At 56.2% G+C, this 19465-nt stretch carries 16 protein-coding genes; 12 read left to right on the top strand and 4 right to left on the bottom strand.

All coding sequences use genetic code 11. From position 1 onward, the window contains the following. Positions 1-72 precede the first annotated feature (72 nt). Genes GMET_RS10070 through prsR form a run of 3 tightly spaced genes read left to right on the top strand, consistent with a single transcriptional unit; the run spans position 73 to position 4846 of the window. The gene (locus tag GMET_RS10070; protein WP_004512956.1) at positions 73-1362 is read left to right on the top strand and encodes a nucleotide sugar dehydrogenase; all 1290 of its coding nucleotides are present in this window, start codon (positions 73-75) and stop codon (positions 1360-1362) included. Between the two features lie 15 nt (positions 1363-1377). Beyond that, positions 1378-3468, top strand: a complete 2091-nt coding sequence (gene prsK / locus GMET_RS10065; RefSeq protein ID WP_004512957.1) for an XrtA/PEP-CTERM system histidine kinase PrsK — start codon at positions 1378-1380, stop codon at positions 3466-3468. A 10-nt stretch (positions 3469-3478) separates the two neighbouring features. Continuing rightward, positions 3479-4846 carry a PEP-CTERM-box response regulator transcription factor gene (gene prsR / locus GMET_RS10060; protein ID WP_004512958.1) on the top strand — a complete coding sequence of 456 codons (1368 nt, stop codon included), beginning with the start codon at positions 3479-3481 and terminating at the stop codon, positions 4844-4846. 40 nt (positions 4847-4886) lie between these two features. Here the strand turns inward: prsR and GMET_RS10055 are convergent, their stop codons facing one another. The 3 genes from GMET_RS10055 to GMET_RS10045 all read right to left on the bottom strand — a co-directional run bounded on the left by GMET_RS10055 (position 4887) and on the right by GMET_RS10045 (position 9219). Then, positions 4887-7154 (bottom strand): GAF domain-containing protein, encoded by a 2268-nt coding sequence (locus GMET_RS10055; RefSeq protein ID WP_004512959.1) that lies wholly within the window; start codon positions 7152-7154, stop codon positions 4887-4889. A 212-nt stretch (positions 7155-7366) separates the two neighbouring features. After that, positions 7367-7894, bottom strand: a complete 528-nt coding sequence (locus GMET_RS10050) for a tetratricopeptide repeat protein (protein ID WP_011365897.1) — start codon at positions 7892-7894, stop codon at positions 7367-7369. Continuing rightward, positions 7891-9219, bottom strand: coding sequence for a GGDEF domain-containing protein (locus GMET_RS10045; protein WP_011365896.1), 1329 nt, complete (start codon positions 9217-9219; stop codon positions 7891-7893). The genes GMET_RS10050 and GMET_RS10045 overlap by 4 nt, the downstream gene beginning before the upstream one ends. A 176-nt stretch (positions 9220-9395) precedes the next feature. Here GMET_RS10045 and nadC point away from each other — a divergent pair, with 176 nt between their 5' ends. From nadC to GMET_RS10005, 8 genes are all read left to right on the top strand, one after another. After that, on the top strand, positions 9396-10226 hold the full coding sequence (nadC, locus tag GMET_RS10040; RefSeq protein ID WP_004512963.1) for a carboxylating nicotinate-nucleotide diphosphorylase: 831 nt from the start codon (positions 9396-9398) through the stop codon (positions 10224-10226). Continuing rightward, positions 10223-11239 (top strand): biotin--[acetyl-CoA-carboxylase] ligase, encoded by a 1017-nt coding sequence (locus tag GMET_RS10035; RefSeq protein WP_004512964.1) that lies wholly within the window; start codon positions 10223-10225, stop codon positions 11237-11239. The genes nadC and GMET_RS10035 overlap by 4 nt, the downstream gene beginning before the upstream one ends. Before the next feature lie 35 nt (positions 11240-11274). Further along, positions 11275-12042, top strand: coding sequence for a type III pantothenate kinase (locus tag GMET_RS10030; protein WP_004512965.1), 768 nt, complete (start codon positions 11275-11277; stop codon positions 12040-12042). Between the two features lie 65 nt (positions 12043-12107). Beyond that, on the top strand, positions 12108-14201 hold the full coding sequence (fusA, locus tag GMET_RS10025) for an elongation factor G (RefSeq protein ID WP_004512966.1): 2094 nt from the start codon (positions 12108-12110) through the stop codon (positions 14199-14201). A 29-nt stretch (positions 14202-14230) separates the two neighbouring features. After that, the gene (locus GMET_RS10020; RefSeq protein ID WP_004512967.1) at positions 14231-15343 is read left to right on the top strand and encodes an SPOR domain-containing protein; all 1113 of its coding nucleotides are present in this window, start codon (positions 14231-14233) and stop codon (positions 15341-15343) included. 91 nt (positions 15344-15434) lie between these two features. Next, entirely contained in the window at positions 15435-16238 is an 804-nt protein-coding gene (locus GMET_RS10015) for a hypothetical protein (RefSeq protein WP_004512968.1), read from the top strand. Positions 16239-16251: 13 nt separating this feature from the next. Continuing rightward, entirely contained in the window at positions 16252-17121 is an 870-nt protein-coding gene (locus GMET_RS10010) for a GTP-binding protein (RefSeq protein WP_004512969.1), read from the top strand. A gap of 61 nt (positions 17122-17182) precedes the next feature. Beyond that, the gene (locus GMET_RS10005) at positions 17183-17860 is read left to right on the top strand and encodes an MgtC/SapB family protein (RefSeq protein WP_011365895.1); all 678 of its coding nucleotides are present in this window, start codon (positions 17183-17185) and stop codon (positions 17858-17860) included. Between the two features lie 52 nt (positions 17861-17912). Here GMET_RS10005 and GMET_RS10000 read toward each other — a convergent pair whose 3' ends face one another. Then, entirely contained in the window at positions 17913-18494 is a 582-nt protein-coding gene (locus GMET_RS10000) for a methyltransferase family protein (protein WP_004512971.1), read from the bottom strand. Between the two features lie 127 nt (positions 18495-18621). On the opposite strand from GMET_RS10000, the gene GMET_RS09995 reads away from it, so the two are divergent. Then, positions 18622-19443 carry a cytidylate kinase family protein gene (locus GMET_RS09995; RefSeq protein WP_004512972.1) on the top strand — a complete coding sequence of 274 codons (822 nt, stop codon included), beginning with the start codon at positions 18622-18624 and terminating at the stop codon, positions 19441-19443. The last annotated feature ends 22 nt before the right edge of the window (positions 19444-19465 follow it).

The following is a 19465-nucleotide window of genomic DNA, read 5'->3' as shown; positions in this document are numbered from 1 at the left end:
TGGTAAAAATATATTCATTGTAGCGTGACAGCCGGCAACGCTGTCTCTGACAATAACTGACAAGGAGCATTCATGAATTCACTCAATCGTACGGTTTCCGTCGTGGGCCTCGGCTACGTGGGGCTACCCGTGGCGGTGGCTTTTGGCAAGGTCAGGAAAACGGTCGGTTTCGACATCAACCCGGTGCGCATCAGAGAGCTCAAGGAAGGACATGACCGGACAGGGGAAGTGGAAACGGAGGATCTGAAGGCTGCTGATATCCTTTTTACCGATTCCATCGACGAGCTGAAGCAGGCGGATTTTCATATCGTCGCCGTGCCGACGCCGGTTGACGAGGCCAACCAGCCCGATCTCACCCTGATGCTGAAGGCATCGGAAACAGTGGGCAAGGCCCTGGAAAAGGGTGACATCGTCGTGTACGAGTCAACGGTCTACCCCGGTGTCACCGAGGATGAGTGCGTGCCGGTGCTGGAGAGGGTGTCGGGTCTGAAGAGCGGCAGTGACTTCACGGTTGGCTACAGCCCCGAGCGGATCAACCCCGGCGACAAGGAACATACCTTTACGAAGATCAAGAAAGTGGTGGCGGGGCAGGATGCGGCGACCCTGGAGACCGTCGCCCAGGTCTATGAGTCGGTGGTGACGGCCGGGGTTCACCGGGCGGCGAGCATCAAGGTGGCCGAGGCGGCAAAGGTCATCGAGAATACCCAGCGGGATCTGAATATCGCCCTCATGAACGAGTTGGCAATTATCTTTGGCCGTCTCGGCATCGACACCAATGATGTGCTGGAGGCGGCCGGAACCAAGTGGAACTTCCTGAAGTTCCGGCCGGGGCTCGTGGGCGGACACTGCATCGGCGTCGACCCCTACTATCTGACCCACAAGGCGGAGAAGATCGGTTACATCCCCCAGGTCATTCTGGCGGGCCGCCGGATCAACGACGGCATGGGGAAGTATATCGCCCAGCAGGCGGTGAAGGGGATGATCCATGCGGGGCATTGCGTACGTGGCTGCACGGTGACGGTGCTGGGACTCACCTTCAAGGAGGACTGCCCCGATCTCCGTAACTCCAAGGTGATCGACATCATTCGCGAGTTGGAGGATTACGGCGTCGAGGTCCAGGTGCACGACCCCTTGGCCGATGCGGGAGAGGCTTCCCACGAGTATGGCGTCCGGCTCGTCCCCTTCGGGGAGTTGAGACCTGCGGCTGCGGTGGTTGCCGCGGTTGCGCATCGCGACTACCGGGAACTGTCTGTGGAAGGGGTCAAGGGGCTGATGGGGGACGGGCCGGTGCTCGTGGATGTGAAGGGTATCTATGATCCAGCCGCGGTCCGTGCCGCTGGCATCAGGCTCTGGAGGCTGTAGCGTTACGGGTAACGAATGATTCAGATCGTCCTTTCATCGATAGCTCTGCTCCTGGCTGCGGTCTACGTTTCGTGTACGCTCTGGCGGAGCGGGCGCACCATCGCCGCTTATCTGTCCGTGGTGGCCATTGCGGTCTCGGCGTCCGTTGAATTCTGCGATTTGGCCGCAGTGGCAGGGTACTTCGGTGATCCTCTCGATTGGAAGCGTTACAGCCTCATTGCCGAAGGGGTTGTGCCGGCGGCATGGCTCGCCTTCAGCCTCACCCATGCCCGCACCGTGGCTGTTCGGTTCGTCACGATCGTCCAGAGGATTTTCCTGACGGCAAGCCTGATATTTCCCGCCGCTGTCCTCGCACTCCCGCGCTCAATGTTTTTCTACTCGCCCGACTTTGATTCCGAGCGGATACTTTTCCTCTCAAACGCCGGATATGTCTTCTACTGCGGGCTCCTGGTCTACGTTGTGATCTCGCTTATCAATCTGGAGGCCACGTTCAGCAACGCTTCGCTTTCGTCGCGGTGGAAGATCAAGTTCGACTTCATCGGTGCGGGAAGTTTCCTGGCCGTGCTCATATTTTATTACAGCCAGGGGCTCCTCTACCGGACTATAAACATGAACCTGATGCCGCTACGGTCCCTGGTCTTCATCCTTGCCTTGGGGATGATGCTCTATTCCCTGCTGGTTCGCGGCAACGGGGTCAGGATCGCCGTCTCCAGAAGCATGGCGTACAAGTCAGTGGTCCTCTTTGCGGTGGGTCTCTACCTGGTTGCTCTGGGGATTATGGGGGAGGGACTCCGGTATTTTGGGGAAGGACACCAGAAGACACTTGCACTTGGGGGGGCGTTTATCGTCGGCATCTGCCTCCTGGTGGTGCTCCTTTCAGAGAGCGCAAAGCGCAAGGTCAAGGTCTTTATCCACAAGAATTTCTACCAGAGCAAGTACGACTATCGTACCCAGTGGCTTCAGTTCACCGATCGCCTGGCTTCGGCACGGCAGGGGGAGGAACTGATGGCGGCCATTCTTTCTGGCTACTGCGCGATATTCGCCATGGGGTGCGGTGGACTGTTTGTTCGCAATGCCGATAGCAACGAGTTCAACTGGGCAGCCGGCCACGAACTCCCGAGCACTGGCGCCGTCCTGAGACCGGATGATCCGGTCCTGACTCCCATGATCGAACGGTCATGGGTTATCAATCTGCGGGAGGACTCGCCCGTTTGCCTTCCCGAGCAGGAAACCTATTTCGCCGCCAATGGCATTCAGTTCCTGGTGCCGCTTTTCGGCCCCGACAGGTTGGAGGCCGTGCTGGTCCTCGGCAGGCCCGTCAACAAGAATGAACAGTATCTTTACGAGGACTACGACCTGATGAAGACCCTTGCCCGTCAGGCGGCGTCGGCGCTTATGAACTACCGTCTTTCCGAACAACTGGCCCGTTCGAGGGAACTGGAAGTCATGGGCCGGGTTTCGGCCTTCATTATCCACGACCTCAAGAATTTGGTCTACACGCTGTCGCTGACAGTGGACAACGGTCGGGAGCATATTGCCGACCCTGAGTTTCAGGACGACTTGCTTGACACCCTTTCGAACACGGTCAACCGCATGAAGGTGCTGATCTCGCGCCTAAAAAACCTGCCGGAGAAACGGTCGCTGGAGCTTGAGCTGGTCGACCTCCACCGTCTCGCCGTCGACACTGCGGCCATGGTGCCGGGAAACGGGGGGATTTCAGTCACCGGTAGCGATACTTCCGCGGAGGTGGATCGAGAGGAGATTCAGAAAGTGGTGATGAATCTTCTGGTGAACGCCCTTGAGGCAACGGACGGCAAGGGGCCCGTGATGGTCGAGGTCGGCGCCGGAAGCGCCCCATTCATCCGGGTCAGTGATTCCGGCTGCGGGATACCGGAAGAGTTCCTTCGGACGCAACTCTTCTCGCCGTTCAAGACCACCAAGAAAAAAGGGCTCGGCATTGGCCTCTATCAATGTCGGCAGATCGTCGAGGCCCACGGCGGACGAATAGACGTGGCAAGTACCGTTGGGGTTGGTACGGTTTTCACCGTATGGTTTAACTGCGGTGATCAGGGTCGGATCGGGATAACCGAACCGGAATTCATCTGAGGTGCAATTGATGGAAAAGCTGCTCATAGTTGATGACAACGAGGATATCCGCCGTCAGCTTCGATGGGGGATTGGGAAGGAGTATTCCCTTCATCTGGCCGCCGATGGCACAGAGGCGCTGGAACTCTTCCGCAAGCACCGCCCCCAGGTCGTTACTCTCGACCTGGGGCTCCCTCCCCATGAGGACAGTTCAGAAGAGGGGTTTCGCTGCCTCGGTGAGATGCTTCGCATTGCCCCCGACGCAAAGGTGATCGTCATTACCGGTAACGAGGGGAAGGAGAACGCCGTGAAGGCGGTGCAGATGGGGGCCTATGACTTTTACCAGAAGCCCATCGATCTGAATGAGCTCAAGGTTATAATCAAGCGGGCTTTTCACCTGCAGACCCTTGAGGATGAGAACCGTCGCCTGCAGAGCGCCCTTGGGGGGAGCGGCCCGGATGTCAAAGGGATAATCGGCCAGTGTGCCGAGATGCAGCAGGTATTTTCGACGATCAGGAAGGTTGCCACCTCTGACATCTCTGTTCTTATCCACGGCGAGAGTGGCACCGGCAAGGAGCTTGTGGCTCGCGCCATCCACGCTCAGAGTCTGCGCAAGGACGGCCCGTTCATCCCCATCAACTGCGGTGCTATCCCTGAAAATCTTCTTGAATCAGAGCTGTTCGGGCATGAGAAGGGCGCGTTCACTGGAGCAATGGCCCGGGTTCAGGGGAAGGTGGAATATGCCCACAAGGGGACACTCTTCCTGGACGAAATCGGTGAGCTTCCCCTCAACCTCCAGGTCAAGCTCCTTCGTTTCCTGCAGGAAAAAGCCATTCAACGGGTTGGGGGGAGGGAGGATATCTCCATTGACTCCCGGATCATAGCGGCCACCAATGTCGATATCGTTCGCGCCATGGAAGAGGGGAGGTTTCGGGAAGACCTCTATTACCGGATCGGGGTGGTAACCGTCACGCTTCCTCCCCTCAGGAACCGCGGCGATGATGTTATGCTGTTAGCCAATTTCTTCCTGAAGCGGTGCGTCAATGAGTTCAAGAAGAAGATAAAAGGTTTTAGTGAAACATCCCGTGAATACATCGAAAATTATGGTTGGCCGGGGAACGTGCGCGAATTGGAAAACAAGGTTCAGCGGGCAGTGCTCATGGCATCGGGGGCAGTAATCGAGCCCGACGATCTGGGCTTCACCGAGCGACCCTCGGCACGAAAAGCAGGCATCGGTGAGGTGACGACCCTGCGTGAAGCCAGGGAACAGGTTGAGCGGGAGATGATCAGGGGGGCTATTACCAATAGCAAGGGGAATATCGCCAAGGCTGCGGAAGAGTTGGGAATCAGCAGGCCAACACTCTATGATCTCATGAGGAAGCACGGCATTAACGCATGATTGGTGACTGGCACGGCGGAACAGCCGTCCGCTGGTCTTGCTACTCCACCCCCTCGCCAACGACGAAATCCAACGCCTTCACCACCTTCGGGTCGTAGAGCGTCCCCGTATGCTTGTGAACTTCTGCAAGGGCATCGGCCATGTCCATTCGGGGACGGTACGGCCTTTCCGACGTCATGGCGCAATAGGCGTCCACAACCGACAGGATCCGCGAGATGAGCGGAATCTCGTCTCCCTTCAGTCCGTCGGGATAACCGGTCCCGTCATACCGTTCATGGTGGTGGAGAATCCCCCGCTTGATCTCTTCGGAGAATTCGAATGAATCCAGGAGCCCCACCGTTGTGTAAGGGTGAATCTTGAGGGTGTTTTCTTCCGAGGGGAGGAGTTTCCCCTTCTTGTTCAGGATGCTCTCTTCGAGGAGCACAAGCCCCAGGTCGTAGAGAACCGACGCAAAGAGTATTGACCTTCGCTCATCTTCTCCGATTCCGATTTGAGCAGCGATGCCCATGGCAATGTCGGGGAGGCGGGGATCCTTCTTGTGGTATTTCTTTTCGGCAGTGATGAGGCTGTCGAACGAGGTCATCAGCTGCCGAAATTCGTCCCCCTGGTGATCCCCCCCGTGGACCCGGCCCATGAAGTAGGCAACCCGTTCGCACATCGCCTGGGCCAGATCGAAGTCCCGCCCGGTGAAAGGACTGGCTGAGCGCTTGTTGTTGAGGTTCAGGACGCCGATGACCTTGCCGCCCACCTTGAGGGGGAGCGAAATGAGCGATTTGCTGTTGTACTGGGGAACGCTCTTTCTCCCAAAACGGGGATCCTGCTCGATATCCTCGATAAAGAGCGGTTCACCCTCAAGGGCGACCCACCCGGCGATCCGGTCTCCCATCCGCACGCGGGTCTGCTTGATCATGTGGTCGTCGAGGCCTCTCGCGCCCTTGATCATGAGATCGCCCGTCATGTCGTCGCAGAGCATCACCGAGCACATGTTCACATCGAGTACCTCGGCAATGAACTCCAGGAACATATCGAGGGTTGTATTGACGACGGCGTCTACCTTCTGGCGGGCGCTCTTTGGTATGATAAGCGAAACTAGGAGACCCGTGGCGGTGTTTTCCGCGACCAGATCCCAGCGATGAATGTCCACTACCTTCCGGGCCAGGTAGAGTTTGAGTTTTTCGTCGGGGGAATCGGTCTGAAACAGATGATTCGAACTGAAAAGGTAAGGGGTGATGCTCTCGGGCAGTCTGCGCGGAAGTCCTATGGATACGTGAATGTCATCGTTCTCCCGGGCGGAAATGCGAACCACGTCGCCCCGCTCCAGAAAGTAGCTCAACCCTTCAAGAATGTTGAGGAAAAACTGAACTATCCTGATTCTGTCGCCGACTACATCTGAAAGTCCATCACCTATCTCCACATCAATGCTTATATCTTTGCGGGCAAAGAGGGTTTTGATGTTCTTTGAGCCGCACACTTCATTCAGTACCTCCCTGAGGCTTACCAGGGTCTTGTTTATGAGCATCGTCTCGTCTTCAAAGCGGAGGAAGTCAAGCTGGTTTTCCACGATGCCGATCAGTTTGTCCGTCTCGCCGGAGATGATGTCGTAAAACTCTTCCTGTTCGCGCCGCGAGAGGCGTTCGGACTGCCTCAGGTAGTAAACGGAACCCTTGATGGAGTTGAGGGGGGTACGCAATTCGTGGGATACCCGGGTGATGAATTCGGTCTTTACCACGTCACTTTCGATGAGCTTGCGGTTGATCCCTTCCTGTTCTGCGGCTTTGAATCGGAGTTGTCCGACGAGAATGGCATTCTCCATGGCAATAGCTGCCTGATTGGCAATGATTTTGATGAGGGAGAACTCGTCTTCGTTGAAGGGGGCTCCGTCAACCTTGTCGTTGATGTTGAGGACACCAAGGAGCCGGTTCTTGCTTATGATGGGGCATGATGCGAAGGAGTTGGTCCGGTAGCGGTCGCGGGTTATCCCCTTGAACCGCGGCTCGTTGGCCAGATCTTCCACAAGCACGGGAGTGCGGTTCTTTGCCACAACCCCGGCAATCCCTTCGCCGATCTTTGCCCGGTAGGTTCGCACAAGGTTGAGATCTATGCCGCGTCCCGCAAGAATGTAGAGTTCATCCCGCTCGTTGACGAGCATGAGAGACCCCTTCTCGGCCCTTGTGTAGTTGATGGCCAGGTCGAGCATGAGGTTCGCGATTGCACTCAGGTTGTCCGTAACCACCAAGGCATTCGATATTTCCTGTAGTATGGAGAACTTCTTTTCGAACATCCGGAGGTCGTCTGGTACGGAGGTCATGTGAACGCCTACTCCCGCAATGGGGTATCTTTTTTCAACATCGCTGAAAGAAGAACGGGGTCACGTAATAGTACGCAACAAGAGTGCCAGAATTTAGTGTAAATATTTCATTGTATTTTCAAGGGGTTCTGTTGTTGTGGGTGGGTGTGGAGACTTTTCTGTAAAGTTTTTTGAATTTTGGCCAGTAATTGTGTCGGTTAATTTAACAAGTATTAGGGTTTGACTTTCTTCTCCAGTTGCAGGTCCAGGTTTTTTATCTTCTCGATATTGAGCCTCATTTCCTTGTTTTCCCGAGTCAGAGAGAGGTTCAGGTCCCTAAGGCTTTTTATCTGACGACGGAGTTCCGTTGTCGATTGAAGGTGACGCGGCAGGACGGCGAGCAAGTCGGTAAGTGATGACGACTGGGTTGCCCAGGGGCTGACCGGATACTCTTTCTGAAGTCGTTCGAGATATTTTACCGCATTGGCCAAATCTTCCCGATTCAGATCCGACGGCATGGACAGGAGAGCAAGACGAAACAGGGCTTCATCGGTGATCCCCCGCACTCCTTGTGCCGCCACGACCTCCTCAAGGAGCGTTTCGGCCTTTTCTGTGTTTCCCCTTTCAATGAGTTTCACCGCTTGCTCGAGCTTGTCTTGTTGTGTGGTGCGCAGGCGCTGATTTTCCAGAGACTTCTGGACGGTGGTGCAGCCTGAGAGGCAAGCCGTAACCATAAGTATGATGATCGTACGTGAAGTCATCGGGGATTCCTGCGTCGGTTGATCAGGTAGTTGCTGCCGGGAGATTTTTTCAGCAGATCCTTGATGTCGGCCGCCGCCTTTGCTATCTGCACCGCCGAGGTGAACTCTCCCTGTTGACTGATAACGACGGCCACAGAGATGCTCATGATGGGGAAGGTGCGGGAAACGCCATAGCGGTCAACACCTTCAATGGCGCCACGAGCCAGATCCTCTGCCGAATAATGGTTGCGGATGAAGTCGTCAAACCTTTTTATGACCGCTTCACAGAGGGAGCCCCCCCGTTCGGCCGCCACAACCATTACGAAATCATCACCTCCCACATGGCCGACGAAAGCGTTGCCACCGGCAAGTTCACGAACTGTATCGTGGATCAGTTCCGCGGTCAATTTAATTACTTCGCTAGCTTTGATGTAACCGTAACGGTCATTGTAGGCCTTGAAATTATCGAGATCGGCATAGCAGACCGCAAAGGGTTCACCGGATTGGAGAAGTTTGTTCAGCACTCGCTCGATGGCAATGTTGCCGGGGAGCCGGGTCAGCGGACTTGCGTCGAGGCTGATCTGCTCCAGTTCCTTTAATTTTTTCCCCATGCGTGAGAAATCCTCTGCCAGGGCACCGATTTCGTCACCGATGGGAATTTGGGGGTCGTAATCGAAGTCACCTTCTGCTATCCGGTGCATTCCCTTTTTGAGTTTTCTTATGGAGGTGGATATGGAGTGTACGTTGAGTGCCGCTACGGTAACAGCAAGGATAAAGCCTGAAAATGCCAGGAAGAGGGTTAGTTTTACCGTGTCGGCCTCGCGCCGGTCGGCTTCCGCCAGCTTTTTCCCAAGGAGCTTTTGCCGGGAAGAGGAAAGATCTTCGATCAGGCTTACGACGGCGTCGGCCTCCTTTTTGGCGGGCAAGGGCTCAGTGGTGCTGGCGGCGAAGGCGCGTTCAATTTCCTTCCGATAAGCATCGTATCTGGCAACCAGGGAGCGGAAGAGACCGTTGTTGTCCCGCTGGCCAATTTCGCCGAGAATTGCCAGGAATTCAGACTGGCGCTGACTGTAGAGAAGTTTGAATTCGTCGCTCTTGAGGATTGCATATTTCCCCGCGATACGTTCCTGGGCCAACATTGATTCCCGGAGACGATTCGCGGAATCGATTATAAAAAGATCGGTTTTCGCTATTTCCTTTGCGGTACGATTGAGGGAATAAAGCCCCATAACCGAAAAGGCGAGGGCCGTCGTGGTCAGAAAGAGCATCGCGACATAACTGACGATGAGTTTCTGGATAAGGGTGAAGCGGGTGCGGGTTTGAAGGGGTTTTGTTGAGTCGCTCATTCAGTTTTTCCTCGAAAACGCTCTATTGTAGTTCAGTGATTGAGTCAAGTCAACAATACGACACAACATGACTCTGGAAATGCAAGGGGGGAAGCCCGAGCCGCGCCCTCTTTGCGGTTGCGGCTTCCCGTCTCCTGTGCTATATAGAGGCTTAATTTTTCTGATGCGGAGAGCCCATGACCGGCATAGACAAGATCATCGAAAACGCCCTCATGGAGGATATTCATACCGGGGATATCACGACTCTGGCGGTGGTTCCCGGGAGCCGTCCGGCCCGCGCCCGACTCATCGCCAAGGAGCCCCTGATTCTGGCTGGCATTGACGTGGCGGCCCGGGTCTTCACGTTCCTTGACGCGTCGGTCTGTTTTGAGGCACGACATGGGGACGGAGCGCGGCTAGCTGCCGGCGATCTGATTGCCGAGCTTACCGGCGACTCCGCTCTCCTCCTCCAGGGTGAGCGGGTGGCTCTCAACCTGCTTCAGCGCATGTGCGGCACCGCGACCCTTACGGCCAGGTATGTGGAGGCCGTGGCGGGAACGCGGGCTCGCATCGTTGATACGCGGAAGACAACTCCGGGGCTCCGGGTCCTGGAGAAATACGCCGTTCGGGTTGGCGGGGGAATCAACCACCGCACCGGCCTCTATGACGGTGTCCTCATCAAGGAGAACCACATCGCCGCCGCGGGCGGCATCAGCCGGGCCGTAAGCCGGGCACGGTCCTACATCCCCCATACCCTGAAAATTGAGGTGGAGACCGAATCCATCGCGGAGGTGACCGAAGCACTTGAGGCCGGTGCCGATATCATCATGCTCGACAATATGGATCTGCCGACGATGACTGAGGCGGTGGCCCTCATTGGTGGCCGTGCCCTGGTGGAAGCCTCGGGGGGGGTAAACCTCGAAACAGTCAGAGGAATTGCCGAGGCAGGGGTTGACATCATTTCCGTGGGGGCGCTTACCCATTCTGCCCGAGCCATGGACATCTCGATGCTTCTGGAGGCTGAGTGAGCGGAGAGTTGCCACGCCCCGACGCAATCGGCAGCAAGGAGATCGACCGGAAGATTCTGGAAATCTTCAGGAGCCGTGACGGGGGCGTTGTTTCCGGCGAGGAATTGAGCCGGTCTCTGGATGTATCACGCACGGCTGTCTGGAAGCATATCAAGACCCTTAATGGGCTCGGCTACCGCATCGAGGCAGTCCCCTCCCGGGGGTATCGTCTCGTATCAACTCCCGATATCCTCACCCCCGCAGAACTGTCGGTCGGACTTAACGTAGCCAGGATCGGCACATCTCTTGTTTTTGTCGGCGAAACTGACTCAACTAACACCCTTGCCTATCGTCTTGCCGAAGATGGTGCCGTCGAAGGAACCGTGGTCATCGCCGACGCACAGAACCGCGGCAGGGGGCGGCTCGGGAGGCAGTGGGAGTCGCCCGCCGGGGTCAATCTCTATTGTTCCATTATTCTTCGCCCGCCCATAATGCCTCTTCACGCGCCCCAGCTCACCTTCCTGTCGGCCGTTGCGGTGGCAGAGGCCATTGAGCGTTCTGCCGGGCTTGCACCCGTCATCAAATGGCCCAATGATGTACTCGTGAACGGTTTCAAGGTTGCCGGCATGCTCAACGAGATGAGCGCCGAAACCGAACGGATCGATTTCCTTGTCCTTGGCATCGGGGTGAATATCAATATGCAGCGGGATCAGTTCCCGACCGATCTGCGCCATCCCGCAAGTTCCCTGGCCATTGAGGCGGGGCATGAGGTGTCCAGGCTCTCATTTGCCCGGGCGCTTCTCGAGTCTCTTGATGTGCATTACTCACAGTACCGTTCAGAGGGTTACGCTCCGCTCCGCCAGGCATGGCTTGGCCGGAGCGCCGTCATGGGAAGAAGGGTCCGGGTAAGCGGCAATCAGGGGGATATGACGGGGACTGTCGAGGGGATTGACGAGATCGGCGCTCTGTTGCTGAGAACCGCTCATGGCACCCTTGAGCGGGTTCTGGCAGGGGATGTGACAATTGAAGGGTAAGGTGGCGCCGTGCTTTCTGTTCTGGAGGTAAACCCATGCTTCTCGTCATAGACGTGGGCAACACGAATATCGTTCTCGGCATCTATGACGGTCAGAGGCTTGTGCGTGACTGGCGCATATCCACCGACAAGGCCAAAACGTCAGACGAGTACGGAATCCTGATCCGTGAGCTTTTCCGTGGCGCCGACATCGAATTCAAGGATGTGAAGGCCATTATTATTTCTTCGGTGGTGCCGACCCTGTCCGGAGTTCTGGAACGGCTTTCCCGGAACTACTTCGGCTACAGTCCCCTTGTGGTTGGGCCGGGGATCAGGACCGGCATGCCGATCCAGTACGACAATCCCAAGGAGGTGGGGGCGGACCGGATTGTCAATGCGGTGGCAGGCTACGAGAAGTACAAGACGTCTCTGGTCATCGTCGATTTTGGCACCGCCACCACCTTTGATTACGTGAACCGCAAGGGAGAATACTGCGGCGGCGCCATCGCCCCAGGGCTTGTCATATCTATGGAGGCCCTGTTCCAGAGGGCGAGCAAGCTTCCCCGCGTCGATATCGTGAAGCCTCCGGCAGTCATTGCCCGCAATACGGTCAATTCCATGCAGGCCGGCATCTTTTATGGGTATGTGGGGCTTGTGGACGAGATCGTGGCCAGGATGAAAGCAGAGAGCAAGGAAACTCCACGGGTCATCGCCACGGGGGGGCTTGCCGGGCTGATCGCCCCCGAGTCAAAAACCATCGAGGCGGTGGAGGAGTACCTCACGCTGGAGGGACTGCGGATACTGTACGAACGAAACAGGGAGTGAGATGACGAGATAGCGCGGAAGTCAAAAGGTCGCCAGACCTATACCTTATCATCACGGGAGGATGTATGGGCAAGTATGATACCGCAAAGCTGAGAAACCTCGGAATTGTCGCCCACGGCGGCGCAGGCAAGACCTCTCTCACCGAAGCCATACTCTTCACCACGGGGATGATTGACCGTATCGGCCGGGTCGACGACGGCACGTCCACCATGGATTTCGAGCCCGAGGAGATCAAGCGGAAGATCACAATCTCATCCTCCCTCGACCACTGTGAATGGAATGACTACTCGCTTCACATTGTCGATACCCCCGGTTACGGAAACTTTATCTCAGACACCCGCGCCTGCATGCGTGCCTTGGGCGGATGCATCGTTATCCTTTCTGCCATCTCCGGGGTAAAGGTCCAGACCGAGGAGGTCTGGGAGTGGGCCAACGAGTTCGAGCTGCCCCGCATCGCCTTCGTCAACAAGATGGACCGCGAATACGCCAACTTCCTCCGGGCCCTCGACGACATGGAGAAGTCTCTCAAGGCCCGTGGCGTGGCGGTCCAGATGCCCTTGGGCGCAGCTGAAACCTTCGAGGGGATCATTGATCTCATCGACATGAAGGCATACCGCTACGCCAAGGATGGTTCCGGAACATTCACGGAGGAGGAGATTCCCGCCGGGGAGCGGGACGAGGCCCAGCGACTCCGCGATATCCTCGTGGAAACCGTTGCAGAGGCCTACGATGCCCTGACCGAGAAGTACCTGGAAACCGGCGAACTTTCCCGGGAAGAGATTCTGGACGGCCTGCGGATCGGGACGCTCCGCTATACCTTTACGCCGGTTTTTTGCGGTTCCGCCACCATGAACATCGGCGTTCATCACCTCCTTGATTACATCTGCCACTGCCTCCCCTCTCCCCTCGACCGGGGTGTGGTGGTCGGCACCAATCCCAAAAACGGTGAGATGGAGGAACGCAAGCCCGATGAAACGGAACCCTTCTCTGCCCTCGTCTTCAAGACCACGTCGGATCCCTACACCGGCAAAATATCCATCTTCCGGGTCTACTCGGGTACCCTGAACTCCGACTCGACCATCTACAACCCGGTCCGCGACTGCGAGGAGCGGATCGGCCAGATCTACGAACTGGAGGGGAAGAAGCAGAAGTCTATCAAACAGGCCGTTGCCGGCGACATCGTGGCCGTGGCCAAGCTTAAGGAAACCCTTACCGGCGATACCCTCTGCGACAAGGACAAGCCGATCATCTTCGAGCCGGCCAAGCCGCTCCAACCGGTCATTTCCTACGCTATCCAGCCCAAGACGAAAAATGATGAAGACAAGATTCACGGTGCTCTCCAGAAGCTCATGGAAGAGGATCAGACGATTCAGGCGCGACGTGACGAAAAGACCCATGAACTGATTCTCTCGGGAATGGGGCAGGTACACCTTGAGGTCACCATCGAGAAGCTGAAGCGCAAGTTCAATGTCGATGTGGAAATGAAGACCCAGAAGGTGCCGTACCTGGAAACCTTCAAAGCCACTGTCAAGGCCCAGGGAAAATACAAGAAGCAGTCGGGGGGGAGAGGACAGTACGGCGACTGCTGGGTTGAGTTTGCTCCCCAGCAGCGTGGTGAGGGATTTCAGTTTGAGGACAAGATCGTCGGTGGCGTCATCCCGCGCCAGTACATCCCGGCGGTTGAGAAGGGGATCTTCGAGGCTTCCCAAGACGGTTTCCTGGCCGGTTATCCTTTGGTGGATTTCAAGGCCGCCGTCTATGACGGGTCCTTCCACACCGTGGATTCATCCGAAATGGCCTTCAAGGTTGCCGGTTCCCTGGCGTTCAAAAAGGCCATGGAAACGGCCAAGGTGATACTCCTTGAGCCGATGATGAACATGAAGATCACGGTTCCCGAAGAGACCATGGGTGACGTGATCGGAGACCTAAACTCCCGACGCGGCAAAGTGGTCGGCGTCGAACCCAAGGCCAATTCACAGATCATCAGGTCAGTGGTTCCCATGGCCGAGGTGCTTTCCTACGCCAACGACCTGAAATCCATGACCAGTGACCGGGGGCTTTTCACCATGGAATTTTCCCACTACGAAGAGGTGCCAAGTCATTTGGCCCAGAAGATCATCGCCGAATCGGCCAAGGTCAATGAGAAGAATAACCACTGACCACGGCATTAACAGGAGGAACGCATCAGATGAACATCGAATTTGATCAGGAACCTGGAGATACATCATCAAAGGGTGGGGGGAGCAATACCCGTCTCCTCCTGTTGGTGCTACTGCTTCTGGTGGCGGTATTCGGCTATCTTTTCTATTTCACTGATCTTATAAAGCCTCGTCAGGAAGTCCAGGCTCCGGCGCCGGTTCAGCCGAGCCAGGTCAAACAGCCGATTCCGCCGAGACCTGCGGAGCAGCCCGCTGGGTCCGCTCCCGTCGAGCCGGCTAAACCCGCGGCAGTCACCCCTCCTGCTACGGGTCAACCGGAGCCCGCAAAGGTGGCCCAAGAGCAGAAGACACCGGAAAAGGCGAAGGCCGAGCCTCCGGCACCGGTTAAATCGGCTGCTCCCCCGGCAAAGAAAGAGCAGTCGAAGCCTGCTGAACCTGCCAAGGCCCCTGTGGCAAAGAAGGAACAACCGAAACCTGCCGAACAGGCGAAGGCCCCTGTGGAGGCGAAACAGAAGGCTCTTCAGGCCAAGACGGATGACAGACAAAAGACTGCCGCATCTTCCAAGGAGGCGAAGCAGGCCGCCCCTGTTAAACCGAAGACTGCCGCTGCAAAGAAAGTGGCGAAGAAGGCGGCAACCGGAGTCAAGGCGTCCTCAGTCAAGGCTTCCGCTGCAGCGGCGGCAGGTGAGTATACTCTGCGAATCGGTGAATATGTCGTGCCATCGGCCATGGAAAAGGACAATGCCAAGGTTCGGGAGGCAGGGCTTACGCCGGTTGTGAAAGAGGGGAACAAGAAGAAGGAGCCGATGATCAGGCTGTTGTTCGGCGAGTTCGCCGATCAGGAAACGGCTCGCAAGGAACTCCAGAAGCTTCGTGATGCCACGGTTGAAGGGTTTGTCCTCAACGAGGGAGGCAAATACCGCGTCTATGCCGGATCCTACTTTGTGAAAGCGCGTGCAATGCAAGAGCAGCAGCGTCTGGAAGCACTCGGCTATAAACTCACCCTCAGGAAAGCGAACGTTTCCGTCCCGGTCCTTCTCCTGACCGCAGGCAAGTACGGCAGCCGGGAAGAGGCGCTCAGGGATGTGTCGCGTCTGAAGAAAAAGGGGCTTTCCGCGGCAGTGATTGCAAATGTAAAGTAGTGGAGCAGATTCCCTGAAAGTAACGCTGAAAATATCTCCACGGGCTGCCGCCTTCCTTGCTGGCGGCGCATCGCGCGGGGAAAAGCTGAAGGTGATCGGGGGAGAGGTGGAGCTCTCTTCCCCGGACCTGACCACAGTTCTCTTTGTTCTGGCCCACGACCCGGACGGCGAGGTCAGTGGCGGAGCACGCAAGTGTCTCGCGGAGCTGCCGGAAGGTGTGCTCCGCGAGGCCGTTTCAGCTCCAGCCCTTCATCCAAGGATACTTGACGGTTTAGCCCGTCTCTATCTCCGGAACCGGGAAATTGCATCGCTGATAGTCTCACACCCCCACTGTCCCGAAGAAACCAGGCTGTTTCTTGCCGAACAGGGCATTGAAGTGCCACATCGCACCGTGTCGACCTCCCATAGCACCGCAGAAGAGGCTGCCCAGGAGTTTCCTGACAATGGCGAGGAGGAAGTCGACGAAGAGAGCGAGGCGTTCCGCGGAAAGTACCAGTTGGCCCAGGTCATGGGGGTGTCCGACAAAATCAAGATTGCGCAGACAGGCGACAAGGAGTGGCGGATGATCCTTATCCGTGATTCCAACAAGCTCGTGTCGGGAACCGTTATCAAGAACCCCCGGATTACCGAGCAGGAAGTGCTGACAATCTGCAAGTCGTCGATCCAGAATGACGAAATTCTCCGTGTCATCTGCGCCAACAAGGAATGGATCAAGAACTACCAGATACGTAAGGCGCTTGTGGAGAACAACAAGACGTCGCTTCCGTCGGCCTTGCGCTTCCTGGCAACTCTGAATGAGAAGGATTTGGCCCATCTGGCCAAGAGTAAGGGCATCTCGTCGGTGCTCTCGACCCAGGCGCGGAAGCTGCTTCTCAGTAAGAAAAAGGACAAATAGGAGGACGGCCGCAATGGCCCTGTTTAACAGAACGAAGCGTGAGATCAACGCTAAGATCGTTTACTTCGGATCTCCCCTTGCCGGCAAGGCCACGACACTTCAGTTTATCCACCGGAAATTGAAGCCGGAATGCCGCGGCCCCATGAAAACAATGGGGGGGCAGTCGGACCGAATGCTCTTCTTTGATTTTATGCCCCCTGAACTGGGGGAGGTTAACGATTATCGGGTCCGCTTCCATCTCTACACGGTTCAAGGAGAGGTGACCAATCGCTCCACCTGGAAGACCGTTCTCAAGGGGGCCGACGGCATAGTATTCGTTGCCGACGCATCGCCGGAATCAGCCGCGATTACCCGGGAGAGCATGGAAAACCTGAGGGAATGCCTGAGAAGTTATGGGCAGGATTTGGAGAAGCTTCCCTGTGTGGTACAGTGCAACAAGAGTGACCTGCCCGATGCCCTCTCCACCGAAGAGTTGGCGCAACTGGTCGATTCTGCGGGGTTCCCCGTGATTAGATCTGCTTCCAGAACAGGCGAGGGAATCCTTCAGGTTCTTTCCTCGGTGGTGAAAGGAGTCATGAACGCGCTCCGGGACCAGGAGGGGAGTGTGACAGCGGACTCTTCAGTGGGACTGGCAGGAATGGGATCAGAGGATGAGCAGGCGCCGGTGGAGAGGGGCGAAAAGATGGCTACCGTTCCCACCGATTTGGCGGAGAGAGTCGATACTCTCCCGGGTGCAGCTGTGCCTACCCTTGCCATGGGGGGGGCGGTAACGGTAGCGGCGGACGGGACTCTGCAGGTACCCCTCACTGTTGGGTGCGGTGGGGCCGAAAGGGGATTTGTCCTCACACTCGAGCTGACCCCTGCCGCATCCGTGGTCGCATGAAAATCGAACTATTTTCTATACTCCCCACAGCGTTCGGTACCTTCCTCGGACAGGTGAAATGATGGAATTCAACCTCTACATGATTGGCCGTCTTCTCCTGGCATCGCTCCTCGGAGGGCTCATCGGCCTGGAGCGGGAGATCCACGGGCGTCCGGCCGGTTTCAGGACGCATCTCCTGGTGTCCTTGGGTTCGTGTCTTTTTGTGGTCGCGTCCATCGAATTTTATCGGCTTTACGGTAATTTTTCCGGTGTCGGCCCACTTGGCGTCGATCCTGGTCGGGTTGCCGCCCAGGTCGTGACCGGTATAGGATTTTTGGGGGCAGGTGCCATCCTCCGCGAGGGGTCGTCCATCCGCGGTCTCACCACGGCGGCATGCCTCTGGATTGCTGCAGCCATTGGCCTTTCGTGTGGGGCGGGCCTCTACACCGTTTCTCTGGCCGTCACGGCAATTTCACTGATAACCCTTCTCTGCCTGAAGAGGGTCGAAAGTGTTTTGAAGCGTGATTCCTACTACTCCGTCAAGGTCTGGAGTGATGATATGAGGGGATTATCAGACCGGATTGAACAGGTCCTGAAGGCTGGGGGACTGGAGATTCTGGATGTTAATGTGGAAAAAGATATTGATTCCGCACGCATGTACTTTGAATTTGATGTGAAGTTCAGTACGCGCGGTGCCAAAGGTGCTATCGTGGAATCCCTCGTCTCCGTTGATGGCGTGAGGAAAGTGCGTCTCGATTGAATTTGCATCTACCCCTGCTTGGCGGGTTTGTTCATGCCCGCTCTCCCTCACCCTATAACCGTGGAACCTCCTTTTTTGCCGGAATGAACATCGGTACATTTTTCTGATAGTTCCGATACGTTTCGCCGTATTCGGCAATCAACCTTCGCTCCTCTATTCGTGCCCCAATTACGAAATATACCGCTGAGAAAACTGTTAGCAGCAACCATTTGAGGGTCATTACCGGGTTGAGAGCCAGAAAGACGACCGACAGTGAGTAGAGCGGATGTCGTACCCTTGCGTAGCATCCGGTGGTTACTAACTGCTTACTGCCGGGAGTGCCGCGCATCTGTCTCAGCCCGAGCAACTCGTCAATGCCGGTCTGGGCCGCGCACCGGGCAAGAAGAACAATGAAAACAAGCTGAATAAGATAAAATATGAGGCTCCCCGTGCCTGGCACAATATAAACAACCGGTGAAAAGTGCCATGCAGACAGTGCCCAGGTGAACGTCACGAGGGCGACCAGGTTGTACGCGAAGCGGTAGAAGCGCCCAAGACGCGGGAATATATCCCCCATGCGCCTTTGAAGTGCGGGAAGTGCAAGGATCGAGTGTGTCAGGGCGAAAACGAACAAACGGGCAATGAAATCAGCCATATGGCTCCTTGGTGAAAACTCAGTGAAACAGCATCATGATGCGCATGGTACCATACAAATTACCCCCTTGTATACGTACCCCATGACATGGTAATATCGAGCACTTTTTTGCAATACCGGGGGTACTATGGCAATTATCACTATTTCAAGAGAGATGGGAACCGGCGCCTACCTGATCGCTCGCGAGGTGGCGAAACGGCTGAAATATACACTAGTTGACGGTGCAAAGATTGCAGAGCTTGCCCCCCAGTATGGCCTCGACCGGGAGATATTCAATCGGGTTGATGAAAAACCGCCAGTGTATATCACCGCTGAAGACAGGCTCCAGGCAGCTCATCTGAACACCATCGAGATTATCATGCTCGACTGTGCCCGCAAGGGGAATGTGATTCTCTACGGGAGGGGTTCCCAGGATCTTCTTGCCGATGTTGAAAATATCCTCCGGCTTCGTTTTGTGGCATCCTTCGAGGATCGGGTGGAAAGCCTTTCGGAGCGGGAATGGATTGATCCTGAGTTGGCCCGGGTGCTCATCCGCAAGAGTGATCATCAACGGGGTGGTTTCATACATTTTTACTTTAACCGCGACTGGAACGATACTTTGGGGTATGACCTTGTATTCAATACCTCGCGCATGTCTCAGGGGGCGATTGTCGAAAGCATTGTTGCCGCTGCCAAGGATCCTCGACTGAAAAACGGCGAAGATAAGACGCGTGAGATCGTCGACGATATCATCCTCTGCAAAAAAATCGAGACCGAACTCTTTCGTTCAAGCACCATCGAGAATCTTCACTTCAAGATCAGCGCACAAAAGGACGTAGTCCTTCTCTCCGGCCATGTCTATTCTGATAGCGAGAGGGAAGACGTGCTTCGCATTGTTGCAGGAGTGAAGGGGGTCACGAGCATAGAGGATGACCTGCAGGTGGTAAGCTACAAGCCTTACAAGGAGTGATGCTTCAGTTAGTGTTGGCCGA

This window comes from Geobacter metallireducens GS-15, assembly GCF_000012925.1.
In the GTDB taxonomy this organism is placed as follows: Bacteria; Desulfobacterota; Desulfuromonadia; order Geobacterales; family Geobacteraceae; genus Geobacter; species Geobacter metallireducens.
The sequence above is the reverse complement of the archived record's forward strand: the minus strand, read 5'-3'. Positions and strand labels throughout refer to the sequence as shown.